This window comes from Bdellovibrio sp. (assembly GCF_036384735.1).
Lineage (GTDB): Bacteria > Bdellovibrionota > Bdellovibrionia > Bdellovibrionales > Bdellovibrionaceae > Bdellovibrio.
This window is the reverse complement of record NZ_DASVLT010000047.1, coordinates 57,264-78,720: the sequence shown is the minus strand read 5'-3', so window position 1 is coordinate 78,720 and position 21,457 is coordinate 57,264. Positions and strand designations below refer to the sequence as shown.

Annotated in this window: 18 protein-coding genes; 5 read left to right on the top strand and 13 right to left on the bottom strand. The window is 44.4% G+C overall.

Features of this window, described 5'->3' with window-relative positions; all coding sequences use genetic code 11:
* Positions 1 to 8: 8 nt before the first annotated feature.
* The 3 genes from VF412_RS13560 to VF412_RS13550 all read right to left on the bottom strand — a co-directional run bounded on the left by VF412_RS13560 (position 9) and on the right by VF412_RS13550 (position 2,635).
* Positions 9 to 986: a hypothetical protein gene (locus VF412_RS13560; RefSeq protein ID WP_331339783.1), complete on the bottom strand. Its 978-nt coding sequence runs from the start codon at positions 984 to 986 to the stop codon at positions 9 to 11.
* Positions 987 to 994: 8 nt separating this feature from the next.
* The gene (locus VF412_RS13555; RefSeq protein WP_331339782.1) at positions 995 to 1,651 is read right to left on the bottom strand and encodes a hypothetical protein; all 657 of its coding nucleotides are present in this window, start codon (positions 1,649 to 1,651) and stop codon (positions 995 to 997) included.
* A gap of 96 nt (positions 1,652 to 1,747) precedes the next feature.
* Positions 1,748 to 2,635, bottom strand: a complete 888-nt coding sequence (locus tag VF412_RS13550; RefSeq protein WP_331339781.1) for a S1 family peptidase — start codon at positions 2,633 to 2,635, stop codon at positions 1,748 to 1,750.
* 126 nt (positions 2,636 to 2,761) lie between these two features.
* Here VF412_RS13550 and VF412_RS13545 point away from each other — a divergent pair, with 126 nt between their 5' ends.
* Positions 2,762 to 4,312: an acyl-CoA dehydrogenase family protein gene (locus VF412_RS13545; RefSeq protein ID WP_331339780.1), complete on the top strand. Its 1,551-nt coding sequence runs from the start codon at positions 2,762 to 2,764 to the stop codon at positions 4,310 to 4,312.
* A 98-nt stretch (positions 4,313 to 4,410) separates the two neighbouring features.
* On the opposite strand, the gene VF412_RS13540 is transcribed toward VF412_RS13545, so the two are convergent.
* From VF412_RS13540 to VF412_RS13520, 5 genes are all read right to left on the bottom strand, one after another.
* Positions 4,411 to 8,151: a hypothetical protein gene (locus VF412_RS13540; RefSeq protein WP_331339779.1), complete on the bottom strand. Its 3,741-nt coding sequence runs from the start codon at positions 8,149 to 8,151 to the stop codon at positions 4,411 to 4,413.
* Between the two features lie 244 nt (positions 8,152 to 8,395).
* A complete protein-coding gene (locus tag VF412_RS13535; RefSeq protein WP_331339778.1) occupies positions 8,396 to 9,352 on the bottom strand; it encodes an HTTM domain-containing protein in 957 nt (318 codons plus the stop codon).
* Positions 9,330 to 9,926 carry a hypothetical protein gene (locus tag VF412_RS13530; RefSeq protein WP_331339777.1) on the bottom strand — a complete coding sequence of 199 codons (597 nt, stop codon included), beginning with the start codon at positions 9,924 to 9,926 and terminating at the stop codon, positions 9,330 to 9,332. The genes VF412_RS13535 and VF412_RS13530 overlap by 23 nt, the downstream gene beginning before the upstream one ends.
* A gap of 193 nt (positions 9,927 to 10,119) precedes the next feature.
* Positions 10,120 to 10,383 (bottom strand): hypothetical protein, encoded by a 264-nt coding sequence (locus VF412_RS13525; RefSeq protein ID WP_331339776.1) that lies wholly within the window; start codon positions 10,381 to 10,383, stop codon positions 10,120 to 10,122.
* A 98-nt stretch (positions 10,384 to 10,481) separates the two neighbouring features.
* The gene (locus VF412_RS13520) at positions 10,482 to 11,858 is read right to left on the bottom strand and encodes a mannose-1-phosphate guanylyltransferase/mannose-6-phosphate isomerase (protein ID WP_331339775.1); all 1,377 of its coding nucleotides are present in this window, start codon (positions 11,856 to 11,858) and stop codon (positions 10,482 to 10,484) included.
* A gap of 153 nt (positions 11,859 to 12,011) precedes the next feature.
* On the opposite strand from VF412_RS13520, the gene VF412_RS13515 reads away from it, so the two are divergent.
* Positions 12,012 to 13,010 carry a lysylphosphatidylglycerol synthase transmembrane domain-containing protein gene (locus VF412_RS13515; protein WP_331339774.1) on the top strand — a complete coding sequence of 333 codons (999 nt, stop codon included), beginning with the start codon at positions 12,012 to 12,014 and terminating at the stop codon, positions 13,008 to 13,010.
* A 17-nt stretch (positions 13,011 to 13,027) separates the two neighbouring features.
* Here the strand turns inward: VF412_RS13515 and VF412_RS13510 are convergent, their stop codons facing one another.
* The gene (locus VF412_RS13510; RefSeq protein ID WP_331339773.1) at positions 13,028 to 13,993 is read right to left on the bottom strand and encodes an HAD-IIIA family hydrolase; all 966 of its coding nucleotides are present in this window, start codon (positions 13,991 to 13,993) and stop codon (positions 13,028 to 13,030) included.
* A 228-nt stretch (positions 13,994 to 14,221) separates the two neighbouring features.
* Here VF412_RS13510 and VF412_RS13505 point away from each other — a divergent pair, with 228 nt between their 5' ends.
* The 3 genes from VF412_RS13505 to VF412_RS13495 all read left to right on the top strand — a co-directional run bounded on the left by VF412_RS13505 (position 14,222) and on the right by VF412_RS13495 (position 18,116).
* Positions 14,222 to 14,746, top strand: a complete 525-nt coding sequence (locus VF412_RS13505) for a TIGR03546 family protein (protein WP_331339772.1) — start codon at positions 14,222 to 14,224, stop codon at positions 14,744 to 14,746.
* 12 nt (positions 14,747 to 14,758) lie between these two features.
* Positions 14,759 to 16,723, top strand: coding sequence for a TIGR03545 family protein (locus VF412_RS13500; protein ID WP_331339771.1), 1,965 nt, complete (start codon positions 14,759 to 14,761; stop codon positions 16,721 to 16,723).
* 301 nt (positions 16,724 to 17,024) lie between these two features.
* Positions 17,025 to 18,116 carry a hypothetical protein gene (locus VF412_RS13495; protein ID WP_331339770.1) on the top strand — a complete coding sequence of 364 codons (1,092 nt, stop codon included), beginning with the start codon at positions 17,025 to 17,027 and terminating at the stop codon, positions 18,114 to 18,116.
* A 192-nt stretch (positions 18,117 to 18,308) separates the two neighbouring features.
* Here the strand turns inward: VF412_RS13495 and VF412_RS13490 are convergent, their stop codons facing one another.
* The 4 genes from VF412_RS13490 to rpsD all read right to left on the bottom strand — a co-directional run bounded on the left by VF412_RS13490 (position 18,309) and on the right by rpsD (position 21,453).
* On the bottom strand, positions 18,309 to 18,869 hold the full coding sequence (locus VF412_RS13490) for a TlpA disulfide reductase family protein (protein ID WP_331339769.1): 561 nt from the start codon (positions 18,867 to 18,869) through the stop codon (positions 18,309 to 18,311).
* A 204-nt stretch (positions 18,870 to 19,073) separates the two neighbouring features.
* A complete protein-coding gene (rplQ, locus tag VF412_RS13485; RefSeq protein WP_331339768.1) occupies positions 19,074 to 19,601 on the bottom strand; it encodes a 50S ribosomal protein L17 in 528 nt (175 codons plus the stop codon).
* Positions 19,602 to 19,774: 173 nt separating this feature from the next.
* Positions 19,775 to 20,806, bottom strand: a complete 1,032-nt coding sequence (locus VF412_RS13480) for a DNA-directed RNA polymerase subunit alpha (protein WP_331339767.1) — start codon at positions 20,804 to 20,806, stop codon at positions 19,775 to 19,777.
* A gap of 20 nt (positions 20,807 to 20,826) precedes the next feature.
* A complete protein-coding gene (rpsD, locus tag VF412_RS13475) occupies positions 20,827 to 21,453 on the bottom strand; it encodes a 30S ribosomal protein S4 (RefSeq protein WP_331339766.1) in 627 nt (208 codons plus the stop codon).
* Positions 21,454 to 21,457: the final 4 nt, after the last annotated feature.

Here is a 21,457-nt window from a genome sequence, read left to right as displayed (position 1 = left end):
TTTCTTTGCTAATTTAAAACTGCGTCCCAAGATTTTACATACCCATCTAGAGCTTTAAAATCTGCGGTCGCACGTTGCTTCTCTTGTTCGAAGATTTTCTTGTCATCTTCCGTGTTGTTACCAACCTCACGTTCAACCACGCGGCAATCAGCCTGAGCTTTGTCATAGATGCTGCGCCATAATTTTGCGGCAACATCTTTGCTTAGCTGCTCTTGCGGCTGCTCATCTTCCGGCAAACCTTGGCCATTATCGGCTAACAAACCGTGAGTTTTAAAGGCGATCTTATCTGCAAAACGAAGACGTGCAATGTAATCTACCTGTTTTGCGTACTTCATCGACTCTTCCACTTTGCCGACGTTGTCTAATGGTGACGCCAGTAAACTTTCATTCAAAAGAACGTCACGGATAAACATCGTTCTTAACATTAAGAATGATAATGCCGTTTGTTCAAACCGACGATTCGCATCAGGTCCTGCCCCAACGATATTTGCTTGTACAATTTCGTCCACTGTTTCTTGAGGTGTAAAACCCGCGATAACTTGTAACGCCACGATATGGGCTATTTTTTCGTTATTGATATGGGCTATTTCTTTTTTTGTGTATGGAATTTCGTTTCCAGAATCATCAACATCTTTTGCCGGCAAAGATTCATCAACCTCTTTCAACCAAAGATACGTCAAATCCATCAAATCCGATGCCGACGCTGCTTCCGCAAACTTTTTTCCATAAGGCATCAACTTGAAAGGAACCGGCGACAAAGAGTCGTGATTTTCTTCTTTCAAAAGATTTTCCAGAGGAATCAACAATGATTGATCGTGCACTCCAGTGGTTGTTTTTTTCATCTCACCCAACATGTTGGCCATGTTTTGATTTGTTTGATCCATTTTTTCAGGGATTTCCTTTGTGCTTCGAATGGCGTCCTGTGCATCACAGGCCGCCAAAGCAAGACATAAAGAAGCCGCTGTTAAAGCTTTTAAGGCCTTCATGCGCCCTCCTATTTATTTGAGGACAACAGATCAGATTTCAATGAAGCGACTCCATCATCAGAAGGAACACCCAACCAGATCGCGAGGATTTTTTGAGTCAAACCTTTATCACCTTTGATGACGGTTTGTTTTGCAGCAGAGTCCTCGTAAACCAAAGTCTCTGAACCATCGCTGTGCTTGTGAATCAAAATAGTCAATGTGCCACCAGAAGTTGCGTCGCCGCCATTTTTAACTGCATTCAAGAATGTTTTTACGGCTCCGGAAGTCATATCAACTTTGTTCGCACTCAATGCATCACGGAATGAACTTTGAACGGTCGCTGCATCCACTGTACGAAGAAATGCCAACTGGATTGCCACAGTGTCGCTATCATCCAAGGACTTTAAAGCTTCTTTGTCTTTTTTCACGAAGCGATCAGGACTCGTCATCATCAATTGAGCTACATAGACTTTTACTTTTACTAGAAGAACTTTTTTCCAACGAAGACCACCGCCGACAGTCACCAGATCTACTTTTGTCTGATCAACTGTTGCATGCGCACCTTTAGAAATATTCACACCCTCGATGGCACGAGCGCCTTTATCAAGAGTCAGTAAAGAAGCTTGAGCGAATGCTCCGGAAAGAATGATTGAAGAAAGAGCCAAGAATTTAAAAACAGGTTTCATGAAAACGTCTCCTTTTTGCTAAGAGACGTTCGTATGATGCCCTTCTATGGGAGTCAAAAGGGCTATCTTTTTATTTGTGTAATTATACTAAACAATCTATTTCAAGATCTTAATCGTGTCGTTAATCCATTGCATGTACTCAAGTGCATTCGTATACACGCCTGTCTCGTTGCACAGAAGGCTGCCACGGCTTGTCACACCAAATAGATAGTACTGACCATTTTGCTCGATGTATGCGGGGCCACCAGAGTCACCACTACATGTCCCCGCCTTACGCTCGTCCAAACGCACTTCAGTGTCTTGCACCGAAGAGATCGGAGCTTGTGTTTGGCGCAGAAGACCATCGCCAGAGCTTTCTACTTTCATGCAATTGCGTTTGTCGTCGTCACAGAACACTTCGCCGTCTTCAATCGCTTGATCAAGATTTTTGTATTTGCGCGGATCGATCACTTCACCATCAATCACGTTCACACCGTAGCCAGCAACTGTTACCATCGTCCCTTTTTTGATAAGGTTTTGATTTGGAAGGAACGTCGCAATTTTATAGCCTTCAGGAATCGCGCCCTTGAACTTGATCAGAGCGATGTCACCTGTATCCACCTGGCGATTTTCATCGCTTGGATTCCACTTCGTGCTGACTTTGAAATCTGTCACACGAAGAACATGCTCTTGCAATACATCCACTTCGCGCGCGTTCATCATATCATCAATGTCATTGCCGAAAACCACGCGCATATCAGAAGCACGTTCTGGCATGCAGTGAGCGGCCGTCATCACTACATTTGGTGCAATCAATGAGCCTGTGCAGATATAATTGGCCTTTACATCATACAAGCCAACAATGCTTGTCGTAATTAAAGCATTCTCTTTAACTTCTTGACCGTTGATAATATGAGCTGAAGTTTTTGTATCTAGAGAGTTTGAATTTTTCGATCCACAGGATGCCAAAGCAACAAAAGTGAAGGCCAATAAAATACGATTCACACGGGTCTCCTAACGCGAGGGGCTTTTATAGGGACTCCATGACTGGACTGCAAGAATTTTTGAGAAAAAAGGCGGGGTAAATGACATATTCTTGTCCCTCTCTCTCGAGAGGCCTACACTGGGACCATGAAAAACTTTTATCAAGACGGCCCTAGCCTCAGCAATACGTTTGAGTCCGACGAAACCCTTAAGAAGTTTTTGAAGAAAGTCCTTCCGGCAGATGCCCAAAAGGAAGCTCTTCCCCACCTGGCCCACCTAGGCCAAAGAGCAGTTACTGACATGCTCGAGTGGGCTCAGGATGCAGAAACGCATCCCCCCGTACATGTTCCCTTTGATCCTTGGGGTCGTCGTATCGATGACATCAAAACTTCGAATGGTTGGAAACAACTCGAGAAGGTCGCAGCACAAGAAGCCATCGTTGCGACAGCCTACGAGCGCAAGTTCGGATCTTTCTCACGCATTTATCAAATGGCACTTTTATATTTATATTCTCCAAGCTCGGCAATTTTCTCTTGTCCGCTTGCAATGACCGATGGCGGAGCACGTGCAATCGAACTTTACGGTACACCGGACTTAAAAGCCCGCGCTCTTCCGCACTTGTTGTCGAAAGATCCAAAAACTTTCTGGACAGCGGGACAATGGATGACCGAAAGAACAGGTGGTTCTGACGTTAGCGGCACTTCAACAGATGCATTGCCTTTTAAAGGTCAAAGCCTGTTTGGCGCGACTCACGAATTGCATGGAACTAAATGGTTTACGTCGGCGACGACTTCGCAAATGGCCTTGACTCTTGCTAGACCTGAAGGGGCTCCTGCAGGTTCTCGTGGTTTAAGTCTTTTCTATCTTGAGCTTCGAGATAACGATGACAAGTTGAACAACATTCAGATTCACCGACTGAAAGATAAATTGGGAACGAAAGCGTTGCCAACAGCAGAGTTAAGTTTGCAAGGCACACCGGCGCGCATGATCGGCGATGTTGGTGAAGGCGTGAAGCGCATTGCAAGCGTTTTAAATATCACCCGCATCTATAACTCAGTCTGTGCTTTAGGGCACATGCGCCGGGCTCTGGATCTAGCTCAAGATTACTCTAGAAAACGCAAAGCCTTCGGCAAACTTTTGATTGATCATCCCCTTCACCGTCAAACGTTGATGTGGCTTGAGCATGATTTCCGTGTTTGCTTTGGCTTTAGCTTTTTTGTCGCCCACCTACTCGGCAAAGAAGAGGTTGGAGAGATCACTGCTTCCGAAAGAAACTTACTTCGCACTTTGACTCCGGTTCTGAAACTCTACACGGCAAAAAAAGCGATTCAGATTTCCAGCGAAGTGGTTGAAATGTTCGGCGGCGCCGGTTACGTTGAAGACACAGGCTTGCCAAGACTTCTGCGCGATGCTCAAGTGTTCTCGATCTGGGAAGGCACGACCAATGTTCTTTCTTTAGACATGCTTCGTGCATTTGAAAAAGAACAATCCTTACCAATCGTTATGGAGTTCATCAAAAACAGTAAAGCTGCAAAATCTAACGATCCTGCTTTCACCGAAAAATGGACAGCCTTGCAAAAACTTGTAGGCACTCTATCAAAGGGGTCGCCGGAAGAGTGGGAGGCTCATGCTCGTCAGATGTCCTTACTTTTGGGCGACGTGATGGGCGAATTGAATCGTATCGAATTCGATCTTTGAATTTAGTATTCTTCTGATTTTTGTCGTTTCAATTAAAAAAAATAAAAAAGGCGGGTTTCCCCGCCTCTTTTATTTTCTGAATGTCTTCAGAAATCCTATTACATTTCTACCGGCAAGATGAATGGATTGACCACATCACCTGGGTTGTTACCGATAACAACACCGCGTGCTTTCGAACGTTTCAATCTAGGATCGAATGGAAGACCTTTTTTGCTTGGAGCGGATACGACGACCCAACGACCAGCAGAATCAGTTTGCCATTGTCTGAAGTACATAGAAATTCTTGTACCTTCGATCGTGTAATCGATCATCACACCAGGACCCGCCATATCCATAGCAGCTTTGAATGTGAATGCATTTTCATTCATACCTTCACCGAACTCGCCGTATGCGGCAGCGAACGCTTTAGGATCTGAATTCATAGTCTTATACATGCGTCTTAGAGCATTGTACATTTTGCTCATCATACTTGATGTTCTAGACTTCACACTCCATACACAAGATGGATCTGGTTCTCCTTCGTGTTGACCACGGTTTGCAAGATTGCAATACCAGTAAGGGTCGTTACGAACAGAGAAGTAGTTGTCGATGTTGACAGCACCTCTTTGGACGAACGCATCTTCTGACATAGTCTGAGCAGCTCTCATCAGGCGTAAAGTATTATCGTCGCTGAATACAACGTTGAATTCCACACCTGTGTAACCCAAGTCACCTTGGTCAGGAACTGAAACCATCAAAGCATCAAGACCCGTGTGCTTGATAAGCTCTTTGATACCGTCGTTCAAGCGAGCCGCATTACTCTTCTCGTGGCGGAACGCGTAGCTATATGTACCGAACATACTTTCCATGTGGGCTTTTGTATCCCAGTTATCAACAGAGTATTTAGCTCCGTAGAACATGAAGTCCTTCTCTTTATGTTTGAACCAGAAGCGTGAATCTTCTGATGTCGAGAAGATACCGTAGTGAACGCGAGCTGTGTTGCGAGCAATGTGCAGATCAGACGTTGTGAACGACTGAACGCGGCCTTTGCTGTATACTTTGTCCCAGATAATAGGAATCGCGAACGCTTTGCTGACGATCTGACCGGAAGAAACAGTTCTGAATGTTTGAACTTTCTGAACTGGTGCCGCTTCCACAAGATTTCTCGGAGCTTCTTTTGCAAGCATTTCCGAAGCATAAGCATTACCGCGTATCATATCTTCATAAGCTTTGCGTCCTGTATCTGTACTTAGATCGAACAGATAAGAGAAACCATCATCAGCTTGGTTGAAGTAAGCGCTAGAGATCGTCAAGATCGAAGCACTTGCGAACACTGACAAGCTTTCAAGTTTACCACTCGTCATTTTCACATAGGCTTTATGAGCACCTACTTTTTCAACGTAAGTTTCCCAAGTACCTTTCGCCAATCTCGCAGTACCTATACCTACCGGACCGAAACCTGCGCTTGCATTGAAGATGATGCCACCGTGACCTGCGTAAGTGATGCTATCACCCGCGTCCCAGCGATCTAAATCAGATGCAGATTCAGGAATTTCGTTACGACCGCCGATGGAGTATGCTTTATCAAGCGTACTTACATAACGAGTCGATTGAGTATCTTTACCCACAACCGGAAGAACGCCTACATAACCCCAGAATGAATCCAGAATACCTGTCGCATTCTCGAACCAGAAGTGCAATTGAGCACCCAAGCCTACTTCAACTGAACCATAAACAGTTTTTTGGAAACCATCACGGTAGTCACCGTAAACAAGTGTGTCCGTTGCAGAAGATGCATCGTAAGCAGCCAAAACTGATTTCGGTTGCGGAACACTCAACTGAGGAGTCAAGTTTACGATGTAAGATCCGAAGTCAAAACTCAAGTGGAATAGAGGTTCTAATCTTACTTTGAGCTTATTGTGATCTTCATGAGAACCCGTTGAAGAGCTTGCCGCTGCTCCAGAAGTTGACGATGAAGTGGATGCCGTTGATGTCGACGTAGAAGTTGAAGTCGACGTTGCCGTAGAAACTGTGCCTGTAGTTGCGGTAGTCACAGAAGTACTTACGCTTGTTGTCGGCTCACAATCCGTTTTTCCGTTTGTGTGACCATCAGTATGACCATTCGTGTGGCCGTTTGTATGTCCGTTAGTTTCGCCATTGGTATGGCCATTTGTGTGACCATCTGTCTTACCATTAGTATAACCGTCAGACTTACCATTTGTATAACCACTAGTTCGGCCTGTTGTGTGGCCATCGGTTTTTCCGTCAGTATTATGACCGTTTGTGTAGCCGTCAGAGTGACCGTTCGTATAGCCATCCGAACGACCGTTTGTATGTCCGTTCATTCCGTCAGTTTTACCAGTCGTAAATCCTGTTGTATGTCCATCAGAATGACCGTTTGTATAACCGCTGGTCTGCCCATTAGAGTGTCCGTTCATACCATCAGAATGACCGTTCATTCCGTCAGTCTTACCAGTGGTAAATCCTGTCGTATATCCATTTGAATGACCATTCATTCCGTCAGAATGTCCGTTTGTCATTCCATTAGAGTGACCGTTGGAGCCATTAGTGAAGCCCGTCGATGCCCCGTGAGTCATACCATTTGTGTTATGCCCATTGAATCCAGTCGAATCACCATGGTCTGTTTTTCCAGTCGTGTTACCAACAACAGTTGCCGCCACCGAGTTGTTGCCGTTATGGCCCGTTGTATTTCCCATAACCGTCGCTGCGACAGAAGAAGAGTTATGACCATTTGATCCTCCATTAGAGAATCCAGTCGAACCTCCATTCGAACGACCTGTCGAACCGCCCACGACTGTCGCTGCAACAGACGAAGAAGAGTTATGACCCGTCGTATTGCCTGCAACTGTCGCCGCTACAGAAGAACTATTATGTCCTGTAGAGAATCCAGTGCTATTGCCTGAACTATTTCTTCCAGTAGAACCACCAACCACAGTAGCCGCCACTGATGAAGAAGAGTTATGACCAGTTGTATTCCCCGCAACTGTTGCCGCTACAGAAGAACTATTATGTCCCGTAGAGAATCCAGTGCTATTGCCTGAACTATTTCTTCCAGTAGAACCACCAACCACAGTAGCTGCCACTGACGAAGAAGAGTTATGACCAGTTGTATTGCCTGCAACCGTTGCCGCTACGGAACTTGAAGAACCGTTTGATCCTCCCACAGAAGAACCAGAGCTATGGCCTGTTGAAGAACTTCCACCGGCAACTGTCGCCGCAACAGATGAACTGCTGCTATGACCTGTTGAGTTTCCCGCAACCGTTGCTGCTACAGAACTTGCTGATCCGTTAGATGAACCCGTAGAGCCACCAATTACAGTCGCCGCCACCGAAGATGAATTGCGACCTGTTGACGAGCTTCCAGCTACAGTTGCCGCAACAAAGCCAGAAGAACCATTTGATGATCCTGTTGAACCACCAACCACAGTCGCAGCCACAGAAGACGAGCCGCCACCGGAGGAGAAGCCCGTGCTTCCAGTTGAAGCCCCCCCTGATGAACTAAATCCCGTCGAGCCTGATGAAGACGAGCTTCGACCTGTGGATGAACTTCCCGCCACCGTTGCCGCGACGGAACCGCTCGAAGAACCACCGATAACTGTCGCCGCTACGGAGCTAGATCCGCCAATAACAGTTGCCGCGACAGAACCCGAACTCGAGCTACGTCCCGTGGAATTGCCCCCGCCTGTAATTCCGTTGCTACCGCCACTCGTCCCATTCGCTGCCTGCGGGGTCACTTGTGAGTCATATCTTCCAGGAAGAATGCTCATTTGCGCCCATGAAGGATTCGCTATGAGAGAGATACTGGCAGCAAGGAAAGCCTTCCTATATGCTACATTCATGTATCCTCCAAAAATTTGGTTGTTGTTTTGTGCGTGGGAAAATAGTTATTCAAGCCCATGTGCTTTGGATAGCGAAAATATTCGCTTTGCACTGATTTAATTTTTTGCAAATTTGTTTGGAAAATATCTTTTTAGAAATTTTTAAATTTTTAGAAATAAAAAAACGCCAAGTGAATCACTTGGCGTCCATTATCTGAAAAATTCCTGACAATTATATTTCAATGTTCCAAAATTCTATCGAAACTTACTCCGCATTTGCCGCAGTCAAAACTGCGACTCCAGAATCGGCGCGGCGATTCTTAATTCGATTTTTCAACCACGCTTCTATTTTCACAACATCATAAGGATCAACCATCAACAACATCGCTGCGATCATCACCCACTCGAACATCGGAATATTCATCACGACTTCAATTCCCATGTGCAGACCAATACCCGCAAGAAGCACCCAGTAGCGAAGCTCTTTAATCCAAACTAGCGTGCCCAGAGCAAATTCCACAACAAGAGTTCCCCAAGTCAGCATTTTAATAATAAAGAGATTGTTCAATAGAGGAAGTGGCATGCGCACGAACTCATCCAAACGAGTAGCAATATAGATTGCTGTTCCATCGGCCCAATAACTGCCCTTCATTTTAAACATCACAGTTGCGATGTATATCATGCAGAACTGAATTTGCATCAACCGCAATCCCCACGGAGCACGTTCTAATGGTATCGCAGGGGCCACGCCTCGCATTTTTTTGATCAAGCGATCCAAAGAGTATGCTTCACCGCTAGGAGTGAATAACATGAAAAACAGCAGATTGCGCAACACAAGATCAGAACTATTTAAAATAAAGACATTTCTGTTGTGGAACGACATCACCGTTAAAAACGCAAACAGGATTGACGTGCGAGTTAACAAACCAAATGTCACACCCAACGCAGCAACCAAGTTAACAAGTGCTATTAAAACAGGAACGCGTGGATCGTTTGGCAACCAATCAAAGAAGCTAAAGCGCCAAGAAGAACCATAAGCGATAGAGGTGTTAAGTGACACCAATCCATCAACTCCCCAAAATACGTTGAGATGAGTCCACGTCATATACCAGTTGGCAAGCAACAAAAGACCGAAGATCACACGCACCACAGCGACACTCTGAACTGGTACTGGTTTAAAGAAAAAATCACGAATTGCATTAATGATTGATGTTAGCTTCATAAGTCACCTTTTCTTTATCTGAAGGTTTATAGTGGAAAACAGCTTCTGTTTCGTACTGTGTGCTCATCTGGCCATGCGGGATGAATTTCTCTTTCGGCGGAGCCACAAAGTTATAGTGACGATAGAACTGAAGATCAGCCACTTCACGATGACGTCCTGAATTTTCAATTTGCTGAATTTCATTAGCCACAAAGCGCGACATATCGAACCAAACCTCGGGCTTTTCCATCGGCACTAAATTTTCTTGAGAGTACTTGCGAAAGCGCTCGCCACCTAAAAGCTTTTCCAAACTTGGCATTTTCGAAGGACGTGGGAACGTCCAATGCTCTTTGGAACCATCTTTGAATGTCACTTCCGCATCCAAGTATGCGTTCACCGATGCTGGATTCGGAGCAAACATGCTCCACATCTGATCGAGCGCGAAAAAGGTTTGATATGGCGCGAGCACATCGAGAATATTGTCACCAACCGCACTGCGGTCTGGAAGAGACGCCGTGACGATCAGAACGATGTTCACCGCAAGAAATGAACAAATAAGCGCGTACTTAATCTTTTGAAAGATTTTGATAAGCATAAATTCCCCCTGAATGTTTCTTAGCAGGAAAGGAATCTAGTAAGAGCAGCCACGTCGGGCAACGACGTTTCATGTAAGAATAATTAAATCTAAAGGGCCAAAGTTTTCTGCGAGGCAATCTGCTATCATTTGAGAAAATAAAAAAGGCCTCATTGTTACAACGAGGCCTTCAATCATTGCGGTCGAGAAAAAACTATTTCTTTTTCTTCTCTTTAGCTTCTTTTACTTCAACTGTCTTCGCAGTCATTGTGTATTCAATAGTGACTTTAGATCCGACTTTCAAATCACCTGTCACTTTTGTGTCTGCTGTTCTGTCGATTTCCCATTTTTCCTTGCCTTTTTCTACGACGATTTTTGAATCGGAAACCTCAAGAACCGGTCCTGTTACCTGATAAGTTTTCGCAGCAAATGCAAAAGACGCAAAGAACATAGCCGACGCTAAGATAAGTGCTTTCATTTAAAACTCCTTTTTTAAAATTTTCCTTATCACATCAAAAAATAAATCAATTGTCGACGGTTTACTCCCCGCCAAATAGCGACCTTGCGGCCCACTTTCTAACTGCGTTTGTAATCATCTTGATAGCGAACGATGTCATCCTCGCCGAAGTAAGTGCCTAGTTGCACTTCGACGAATTCTAACATCTCTGACGTGTTATTGCGAATGCGATGTTTCGCCCCCAATGGAATATGAACATGACTGCCAGTCTTCACCGGAATCACTTCATCATTCAGTACAACCTCACCTGCTCCCTGCGTGATTGTCCAATGCTCTTCGCGTTTCGCATGGGATTGATAAGAAATCTGCGAGTGAGGATTGACGCGAATCACTTTTGATTTGAAATGCTCGGTATCTCGTAAAATTTCAAAGTATCCCCATGGGCGGTATTCAAAGACATGCTCTTTCACAAGCTTTGATTTTTGTTGAGTCAGCGCCTCTACAACGTGACGCACGTCTTGTGAAGAACCTTTCTTCACAAGCATCATTGCATCTTTTGTATCCACAACGATAACGTCATCCAGACCGATTGTTGAGTAGTGCTTCTTGTCATCACCAAAAACAAAATTGTTCTGACCTTTCACGCTCAAAACATCATGGCCTTTTTGCAGCGAAGCCACGGCATCCCAAGATCCCACATCACTCCACCCGAATTCCGCCGGAACACAAGCAAGCTCGTCTGAGCTCAACTTTTCCATGATGGCGTAGTCAATAGAGATGCTTTGAACTTTGCCATAGATGTCATCCAAATTTGAAGCATCTGCTTTCAATGAAGACACAAGGGCCCACATCTCGGGCTGGTGTTTCATAAACAAACTGATCATATGAGAAACTTTAAAAACAAAGATCCCCGCATTCCAGCTGAAACTACCTTGAGCCAAGAACTCTTTGGCTTTATCAAGGGATGGTTTTTCATGGAATTTCACAACTGAATAGGCTTTCAACGAACCGTTGTCCTTAAGGCTCACAGCTCGAGTTTGAATATAGCCGTAACCTGTTTCCGGGTATGAAGGTGTGATACCCAAAGTAACGACTTTATTTTCCTTCGCCACTTCAGAGGCAAATTTCACCACGCTCAAGAAAGCATCTTCTTTTGTGATTAAATGATCCGAAGGAAACACGCCCACGATTTCTTCGGCGTGACCTTGCAGCTGCAAAAGCTGGCAAAGAACTGCGATAGCCGGGGCCGTGTTTTTACCAAACGGCTCATAAACGACTTTTACCGCATCAGCTTTGTTTTGCTTCAAATTCAGCTCGGTCAAAGTTTGCAGCGCTTTTGAAGTCACAATCCATGGAGTTCCCATACGCAAGCTGCGTTCTAATGTGTAAGTTTGAAGAGGCTTACCGAATATATCACAAAATTGTTTAGGCATTTGCTGACGAGACACAGGCCACAAACGCGTTCCACTACCACCGGATAAAATTACGGGAATCACACTACCTCCGAACAAAGTCCGTAGTTTATATCACCATGCTCTTCCCCTGCGTAGTAAAAATGGCCCATTTAGTCAAAAAAACCACCCCCTAAAATGAGGGTCCTCCTCGATTTCTAGGTAGAGTTCACGGCAAATTTTCGGTATGAAGAGACCATGATAAAGCACACGAAAAAGCTTCTGACCCAGGTCCTTAAAATCGCCTTTTCCGCGGGGATCATCTATTGGCTCGTATCTTCTGGCAAATTGAATTTTGCGGCTTTGCGTGCGCTTCTTTCGCCAGGTCCGGCCGCTTTGGCTTTAAGCCTTGTTCTTTTCAATCTTTTCTTTGCCAGTGAACGTTGGCGTGTCTTAATCCGCACACAGAATTTGGATGCAGAAGCATGGCCAGTTTTTAAGTTGAGCTTGATCGGTATTTTTTTCAATTTCGCCATGCCGGGCGGAGTTGGCGGTGATGTTATCAAGGCTTACTACTTTGCTCGTCAATATCCTGGCAGCAAAGTTGTCGCGATCACCAGTGTTTTGATGGATCGAATCTTAGGTCTTTTTGCGATGGTTCTGATGGCTTTGTTTGTGATGATTTATGATATGAACCATATCACGCACATCAAAAGCTTGATGACTTTGTTCTGGTTCATCCTTGCCTTGACGATCGCTTTCGTTATTGGATTCGCCTTGGTTTTTTCTTCGCAAATTTACAAGACGCGAGTTCTGTTTAAACTTTTCAGCAAAATTCCGCTTTCTGAAAAGCTCATCAAACTTTACGAAAGCATGCATCTGTACGGCAAACAACGAAATCGCATCGCGTGGGTGATTCTTCTCAGTTTGCTCGCGCAAATCTGCGCCGTTGTGTTTTTGTATCTAGTGGGTCTCATGGCGGGCTTCTCTGATATCAGTGCAAAGACTTATTTCTTGGTGGCACCACTAGGATTTATGGCGACGGCAATTCCGATCTCTCCTGCGGGGGTGGGCGTCGGCCAAGCGGCTTTCTATTTTTTGTTTAACATCTACACTGGAAAAACATCTGAAGTCGGACCAACGACAATCACGGCATTCCAGGTAGGAACATTTATCGTGAGTCTTCTGGGCGCTTTCTTCTATCTACGCTTTAAAGAAACAGGCACCAAAGGTGTTGAGCAGTTCACAAAGGCCTAGAGCCAGCAATCGCCGCTTTAGAAATTCATGTCATTTAAAGATTTCAACACTTGATAATGCAACTGAGGATGAGACTTTTGATACTCACGCAAAGCCTCTTCTTCTTTTGCAAACTTATCTGAATGAAAAAGATAAAGATTCGCCACTTGGGCAGAGTGCGCTGCAATTAAATCCGTCGCACTATCACCCACCATGTAAGACGATTCCATACGAGTGCGCAGTTTATCATGAACCAGCTGAAACATCCCCGCGCGTGGTTTGCGCAAACTTGCCAGCAATCGTCCCTCAACAACCGCTTCATTCTCGATGAAAGACGCCCAAACACACTCATCAATCCAGCAGCCCTGTTCCGCTAAAAGCTGCAACATGCGCTGATGAACAGATTTATATTCAAGCCAAGAAATTCGACCACGACCGATTCCTGATTGATTTGTAACTAGCGCCACCCACAAACCTTTTCGATGGGCCTTCTTAATCACTTCTACAGCACCTGGCATGAGGACAACCTGATCGGGATCCCGATTGTAGGGCACGTTCTTCACAACCACATCGTCACGATCCAAGAACAGACAAGCCGTCTCTTGCGTACTCACCTGTTCATGTAACGCACGTCTTGTAGCAAAGTGTGCATCCAAACCTCGAATGGTCTGTAGCCAACATGCCAGCGTCACATCGCTCCATGTGAAATCGACAAAATGCGTATGGTCTTCCTTGCCAAGCAGAAGACGTTGCCCCTGTACAACGGCATTCAATTTCAGAACAAAATCTTTCTGCGATTCAAAAAACACAACAAGATCCTGTGATTTCGTCAAAAACTTTCGCGACAACAAATCTTGTACAGAACGAACTGTCACAGGCACAGAGTATTGCCCTTGCAGAGGCCTCAACCATTCACGAAAATCCGCCGGAGCTTGATCCTCGATAAAAATCAAGGTTCCACCAAGCTGAGTCGTATCCGCGATAAGCTGTTCCCAAATTTTCAAAGCATCTCTCCGTCGTCTGTTTGAATGCGATTCATTTACTTTAGTTAATTTTTCTTCTGATGCGAGGAAAAAATGCGGACTCTTGGTGTCAATAGTCAGACCAATTTCTACTCGATTGAAACTTCAAAAATGTTACGACAAGTCATGTGCTGTGTCCTCCGCTTTTCGCTTGCCGCCTCGCATTTTTATCCTAAAAATGAAGAGGCTTTAGAGTCACTCGGAGGATTCATGTCACTCATTTTAAAACAGATTTTCAACTTTCTGAAATTGCTGAATTCAGATACAGAGACAAGCCCGCTAGCCTACGGACTTTCCCTGGGAATCATTCTTGGATTTGCGCCTTTCCTATCGATTCAAACATTCTTGGTTCTCTTGATCATTTTCATCTTCAGAGTCCAAATTGGTGCAGCCTTCCTGTCGGCCTTCTTCTTTAAATTCGTAGCTTTTCTTTTCGACTATCCATCACACCTGCTGGGTAAATCCGTTCTTGAAGCAGAGTCACTTCGTCCATTATTTGTGAGTCTTTACAATATGCCCTTCGTTCCAATGACTCGCTTTAATAACAGCATCGTCATGGGATCGATGATTGTCTCCATCATACTCTTCCCATTTGCATTCTTCGGCTTCAAGGCCATGATCCTTGCGTACCGCGCGACAGTGGTTGCACGCTTTAAAGGAACAAAAGGATGGAAGGCATTCACAGCGACACGTTTCTACAACTGGTACTGCAAGTACGACGAACTTTACGGCTAGGACAACGGCACTATGGCAACTGAAACAACACCTCAGAAAAAAGCGAAAAAAGGCATCTTCCGTTGGGGAGCCATCATTCCATTTGCAATCATCTGTTTGCTGAGCGGAATTTACTTTCACTTCTTCTTTGACGGCCAGCTCCGCAGAGCCATCGAGTGGGCTGGTTACAAAGCATTAGGCGCAGAAGTAAATATCGCAGACCTTCACACAAGCTTCTTTGATGCCAGTATTAACATCAGAAGCATTGAGCTGACTGACTCTGAAAAGCCGACCCAAGATTCTGTTAAAATCGGAGACATTCGCTTTGGAATGTTGTGGGATGCGCTTCTTCGCATGAAGTTCGTCATCAATGAAGCAGCCATCGAGCAAATTGAATTCGGAGTGAAAAGAAAAACTCCAGGCAAAGTGGCCCCTCCCCCGCCGGTTTCGAACGAGCCAGGGGTTCTTTCCACTGAAGGCAGCAAACTTAAATCAGATGCACAAAAAGAACTCGAAGCACGTTACGGAGATAATGTCTTCGGTGATTTAATTGCGATGTTGAGTGGAACAGATCCAAACGCTCAGCTGCAAAAACTGCAAGAGTCTTTGCCGTCAAAGGCAATGATCGAAAAATTCCAGAAGGATCTGCAGGAAAAACAAAAGACATGGGATGCAAGAATTAAAACTCTTCCGCAAGGAAAAGAGATTCAAGCTCTTGGTGATCGTCTGAACAAGATTCAATACAAAGATTTCAAATCGCCTCAAGATCTGACGAACTCTCTGCAACAGCTTCAGTCCGTTTACAAGGATGCTGATGCAAAATACAAACAGATCCAATCTGTCAGCGATGATTTGAATAAAGATTTGAAGTCTTTGCAGACACAATACAACGCGATTGAAAAGCAAGTACAAGTGGACGTGAAGTCCATCGAGCAGCATTTCCGTATTCCGCAATTAGATGCGAAAGCATTGACGATGGCAGTCTTCAGTCGCTACTTGGCTCCTTACAAAGCCAAGTTCATTCGCTATAAAGCTCTGGCTGAAAAATACCTCCCGCCCAAATACCTGAAAAAAGATGGGGAGAAAAAGGAGGATTCCGTTGCGATTCAACCTCATCCTCGTGAAAAAGGTATTACCTATGAGTTTGGTCGCCCTAATTCTTACCCGATGTTCTGGGTGAAACATGCGGCAATCAGTTCGCAAGCAGGTCTCACACCAAACTCTGGCAATGTGAAAGGTGAAATCCTTGACATTACTTCCAACCAAGTTTTAGTGGGCCGCCCTACTGTCGCTACTATGGCCGGTGATTTCCCCGCTATGGAAATCTTTGGCTTCCTACTGAAGCTTTCTTTGGACAATCGCCCCGAAGAACCAGTGATTCAATATCAGTTCAAGGTTGATTCCTATGTCATTGAAGGAAAGGATTTGGTGAATACTCCTGACGTGCACATTGCGTTCAACAAAGCAACTGGAGCCATGAACCTTCAGGGAGGCCTTGTCGGATTCAAAAATTTGAATGTGAGCCTCGATAACAAGTTCTCAAAGATCGACTACAATGTTTCGTCTAAGAACGAAATTGCAGATCAAATCTTGAAGTCTGTTTTTGCTGGAATCCCAGTAGTGACATTGACAGCAGATGGTCAGGGTTCTTTGCCAAACGTTCCATTAAACATCAACTCAAACTTGGGACCTGAACTTCAAAAAGGTTTCCAAAAGCAAATTCAAACGAAGGTCGACGAAGCTCACAAAAAAATTCAAGCTTATGTCGATCAAGAGATTGGCAAACAAAAAGCACAAGTCGAAGCGCAAATGAATCAGTTGAAATCACAATTTGATAAAGAGGTTCAGAAATCCCAAGGCCAGCTTGATAATCAAAAGAAACAAATTGAAAGCAAGGCGGACACAGCAAAAAAAGATGTTGAAAACCAAGGTCGCAAAAAACTTGAAACTGAAGGCAAAAAAGCGATCGATGATCTGAAGAAACAATTTGGTTTCTAAGAAAGACTTACTGCCTAGGGGCATCGTCTTTCACAATTTTTTTTTACGTAGCCATATTTTCCAAAAATAAAATGCCTGCATCGAAAGATCGCAGGCTTTTTTTATTTTCAAATTTTCTCTAGTTCACATTTCCAAAAAATCAAATGTCGAAAACTTCTGTCGATCTGCTTTACAGGACGTGTACAGATATTCGCCGATATTCCGTAAATTATTGTTATCATTAAATATTTTCACTCGCATTAGAGCTCGACCTCTTTTTTTCTTATGGTCACGCGTGTTAGCCTGATGACGAGGTAGAGATATGGGAAATAGAGCCGTTAAAAATATAGTATCGTTATGTGCGATCACTTCTTTCTGCGCAGCTTGTGCAAAAATGAATTTCACACCGGTGGATGTTTCCAGTGCAGCTTCCGTAATTCCAAATAAAACTGTGACGGTGTCACAGACAGTGGCTTATGGAAATAAACAAGTCGATTTCCTAGTTGTATTCGATGACTCAAACTCGATGCTTCCTGACTTGCAAAAACTTGCCGCCGGCCTAGCCTCTTTCGTTTCCTCTCTCGAGTCGAGTGATATTGACTGGCAGATGTGTATGACGACAACAAGCTCTGTCTCTGTCAATGGAGTTGCGACATGGGGTACTCCACGCAATTGGGTTGGCTACACGCCAGCTTCAAACGTGGGCCAATATCTTTTAAAACGTGGAACCACAAATCTCGACAATATCTTCGTTAACACGGTAAATGCACTAACTATCGGAGCCCCTGGCTCGGGAGACGAACGCGCCATCAAAGCTACTTACGATAGTTTCGCGGCGGGCTCGCCTTCTAGCTCTTCAAGCAATGGATGTTACCGTCCGGGTGCCGCTGTATCTGTCATTATCGTGTCAAACGAAGACGAAAGATCTGTGGGTGGAGATGCCTCAAAAGTAAAACCGACGGATGCCACAGGCTCTTATCAGCCTCTTGAAGCGGAAGATATGCCAGCTAATCTTATGACAGTGGCACAATCGACATTTGGTTCTGATGTACGCTTTACATTTAACTCGATCATCGTGAAGCCCAACGACAGCACCTGTGAATCAGCCCAAGATGCAGCCAGCACATCACCAAGTCACCAAGGCATTGTCTACTCGCAGATGTCAGCTCTTACAGACGGAGGCATCGGCAGCATCTGCGACGCCGATTTCACGAACAACTTAAATACATTCAAAGATAAAATCGTGAACTCGATGACTCACTTAACCTTACAGTGCGCCCCAGATCCCAGTACAATGAAAGTTTCCATCAACGGAGTCACCTCAACAGCCTTCACTGTCAGTGACAACATTTTGAAATTCAGTTCACCGTTGATCGAAGGAACAAAACTCGATTTATCTTTTGATTGCGAATAGCGACTTAAGATCAAAGACTGAGTTAAAAAAATAATTTAGGAATTATGAGGTATCAAAAACGTGACCTCACAAGGCTCAGGCCATGGATGGCTTGATCCAGACAAAGTTTTCGGCAATAAAGCAATTCACTCAAACAGTCGCCGTCAACCAGTCAGACAGACAATCAATCACAAAGAACCAAGCGGCGTTTTTTTATTTACTGATAAGACCGCGCATATACTCCAAAGAGTCTTTCGTGAACCAGTCGATACCGCCAACCAATTTCTTAGCAAGCTTCTGATCCTTCGACAGCACCAAAGATTCCGGCAACCGAGAGATATCGAACATTTTCATCTTCGAGCGATCTTGATCATAAACAATTTTGATATTCTCGGCCTTCAAGCCAGGAAAAGACTTTAGGAAAATGTTGATATCATCAAGGTTGCTATCGCCAGAGATCGCGATCAGCTGAACGTCACCTTTAAATTCATTCACAAGTTTGATCAAAGACGGCACTTCTTCAACACAAGGCCCACACCACGAAGCCCAGAAGTTGACGATAACAACTTTGCCTTTGAATTGACTAAGTTCAATTTTCTCGCCCGTCAAAGTCTCGGCTTGAAAATTAGGAACACCGTTCTTTTCCATGTCTTCAAGGTTCACCATTGTCGTCGGAGCTTGCTGCACTCTGGGCATGAAGAAGTGATTAAACCCCCACACCGCCAACGTACCTAGAATCACGACAACAACTAAAGCCTTCAAATGCTGTTTCATCACAGCCCCCATTATCGCGCACATTACGCGCATATCTTCATATGGTGATCACCATAGTCCTAGATCATTTCTCAAGCAAGCAGCGCTCTCACGAAAGCAATTACTGCTTCTTTCTCCAAAAGAAAAAAGCCCGGGATAACCCAGGCTTTTTTTGAAATTTCATTTTGAATTTCAGATTGTCTAGTCTGACAAGTCAGATTAGAACTATGCGCGAGCTGCTGCTCTTGCTTTCTTCTGAGTTTTCTTAACTGATTTCTTTTTAGCAGCTACCAATTTAGTAGAAGCTTTTTTTGCTTTAGTTGCTGTTTTAGCAGCAGCTTTTGGTTCAGCTTTAGCAGCTTTCGCTTCAGTAGCTTGACCTTTAGCTTCGAAATCGTAGTCAACGAATTCAAGGAACGCCATCTCAGCAGTGTCACCTGGGCGACGACCGATTTTGATGATGCGAGTGTATCCACCCGGGCGTGTTTTGAAACGAGGAGCTAGATCTTTTACGATCGTGCTAACAACTTCTTGATTTGGGTAGCGAGACAACAACAAGCGAGTTGTAGCCAAGTCACCTTTTTTACCAAGAGTGATCGCTTTTTCAACGTGACGACGGATTTCTTTCGCGCGGTCAACAGTTGTAGTGATACGGCCGTGCTCAACTAGAGAATTAACCAATCCTCTGATCAAAGCTTTACGAGGGCCAGATTTACGATCGAAATGTTTTACTCTTCTTCTGTGTGAACTCATTTTACTCTCCGATTAGAACGTGATGACCGGATTAGGTATCACCACGATAGAACACTCTAGCTTAATTGCTAAGTGTCACTTTTTTGAAACCCAAAGGGGTTTCAGGCATTCAGGCTTCCCGCCTTAATGGCTCCCCGTGAAGGGAACCATCACCTCAATCACCAGCTTGGTGATTACTGTTGGCTGTCTCTCTTCTGAGGAGGTTGGCTTGGATCCCAGCCAGCCGGAGGCCAGCCTTCGATCTTCATGCCAAGACCAAGTCCCATCTCACCAAGGATTTCCTTGATTTCATTAAGAGACTTACGACCAAAGTTTTTAGTTTTAAGCATTTCTGCTTCAGAACGAACAACCAACTCACCAATGTAGCGGATGTTAGCGTTTTTCAAGCAGTTCGCAGAACGAACAGAAAGCTCAAGATCGTCTACAGAACGGAACAAGTTCTCGTTCAATGAAGGAGATCCCAACTCACGTGCTTCTTCAGCTGGTTCCATCATTTCATCGAATGTTAGGAAGATCTGAAGTTGTTCTTTCATGATTTTAGATGAAAGAGCTACAGATTCTTCTGGCTTCAATGAACCGTCAGTCCAAACTTCCAAAGTCAATGCATCGTAGTCAGTACGTTGACCAACACGGGCATTTGATACGTTGTAGTTAACCTTTCTGATAGGGCTGTAAAGAGCGTCAACGCCGATAAAGCCAACTGGAAGGTCAGTTTCTCTGTTTTCTGTCGGTACATAACCACGACCGAAACTTACGATGATTTCAGCCGCAAAAGTCGCATTCGCACCCAAAGTCGCGATATGGTGATCAGGGTTTAGAACCTCAATCTTATCTGACGTTTGGATATCAGCTGCAGTTACTTTGCCTGGACCTTTTTTATTGATCTTCAAAGTCAAAGAATCAGCAGTGTATTGTTTGAAGCGAACTTCTTTAAGGTTCAAGATGATGTCTGTTACATCTTCAAGAACGTCTGGGATCGTAGTAAATTCGTGCAAAACGCCTTCGAATTTAACCGCAGTAATTGCAGAACCCATCATAGAACTAAGAAGAATTCTTCTTAGGGAGTTACCAAGAGTAACACCGAAGCCTCTTTCGAGGGGACGGATGATGAATTTTGCGTAGTCATCACGAAGAGTATCACGATCAATCTCGAATCCCTTCGGCTTGATCATCTCTCTCCAAAATTTATAATAATGCTCTTGCATGGATCCCCCGAGAGGTTAAATTATCTTGAGTAGTATTCAACGATCATGTTTTCTTCAACTGCAACTGTTACGTCTTCACGGTTAGGAAGATCTTTAACAGTACCTTTGAATGCGCCATGATCAGCTTCAAGCCATGCTGGTACAGAACGTCTAGCTACAGATTGAATTGCAGCTTGAACCTTCGCTACTTCGCGGCTCTTTTCAGAAACCTGAATAACATCACCCTTAGCAACCAAAATGCTTGGAATGTTAGCTCTCTTACCATTCAACAAGAAATGGTTATGCTTAACAAGCTGTCTTGCTTCGCGGCGAGAGTTAGCAAATCCCAAAGAGTAGACAACGTTATCAAGTCTCATCTCAAGATTTTTAAGAAGCTCAGTACCAGTCAATCCTTTTGAACGGTTCGCTTCTTGTACATATTTTACGAATTGTTTCTCGGAAACACCGTAATATCTTTTAGTTTTTTGTTTTTCACGCAATTGAAGTGCAAATTCAGAGAACTTCAAACGAGATTGACCGTGTTGTCCTGGAGGATAAGGTCTTCTTTCGAAAGAACACTTATCTGTGTAACAACGATCACCCTTCAAGAAAAGTTTCACGTTTTCGCGACGGCAAAGCTTACAAACGCTTTCGTTAATGCAGCTCACGATA

Coding starts and splice junctions, on each gene's coding strand:
- VF412_RS13515 (WP_331339774.1), top strand. CDS start 12,012: ATGATAAAGCACACGAAAAAGCTTCTGACCCAGGTCCTTAAAATCGCC.
- VF412_RS13555 (WP_331339782.1), bottom strand. CDS start 1,651: ATGAAACCTGTTTTTAAATTCTTGGCTCTTTCTTCAATCATTCTTTCC.
- VF412_RS13540 (WP_331339779.1), bottom strand. CDS start 8,151: ATGAATGTAGCATATAGGAAGGCTTTCCTTGCTGCCAGTATCTCTCTC.
- VF412_RS13495 (WP_331339770.1), top strand. CDS start 17,025: ATGGGAAATAGAGCCGTTAAAAATATAGTATCGTTATGTGCGATCACT.
- VF412_RS13505 (WP_331339772.1), top strand. CDS start 14,222: ATGTCACTCATTTTAAAACAGATTTTCAACTTTCTGAAATTGCTGAAT.
- VF412_RS13525 (WP_331339776.1), bottom strand. CDS start 10,383: ATGAAAGCACTTATCTTAGCGTCGGCTATGTTCTTTGCGTCTTTTGCA.
- VF412_RS13530 (WP_331339777.1), bottom strand. CDS start 9,926: ATGCTTATCAAAATCTTTCAAAAGATTAAGTACGCGCTTATTTGTTCA.
- VF412_RS13545 (WP_331339780.1), top strand. CDS start 2,762: ATGAAAAACTTTTATCAAGACGGCCCTAGCCTCAGCAATACGTTTGAG.
- VF412_RS13490 (WP_331339769.1), bottom strand. CDS start 18,869: ATGAAACAGCATTTGAAGGCTTTAGTTGTTGTCGTGATTCTAGGTACG.
- VF412_RS13500 (WP_331339771.1), top strand. CDS start 14,759: ATGGCAACTGAAACAACACCTCAGAAAAAAGCGAAAAAAGGCATCTTC.
- rplQ (WP_331339768.1), bottom strand. CDS start 19,601: ATGAGTTCACACAGAAGAAGAGTAAAACATTTCGATCGTAAATCTGGC.
- VF412_RS13480 (WP_331339767.1), bottom strand. CDS start 20,806: ATGCAAGAGCATTATTATAAATTTTGGAGAGAGATGATCAAGCCGAAG.
- VF412_RS13535 (WP_331339778.1), bottom strand. CDS start 9,352: ATGAAGCTAACATCAATCATTAATGCAATTCGTGATTTTTTCTTTAAA.
- VF412_RS13560 (WP_331339783.1), bottom strand. CDS start 986: ATGAAGGCCTTAAAAGCTTTAACAGCGGCTTCTTTATGTCTTGCTTTG.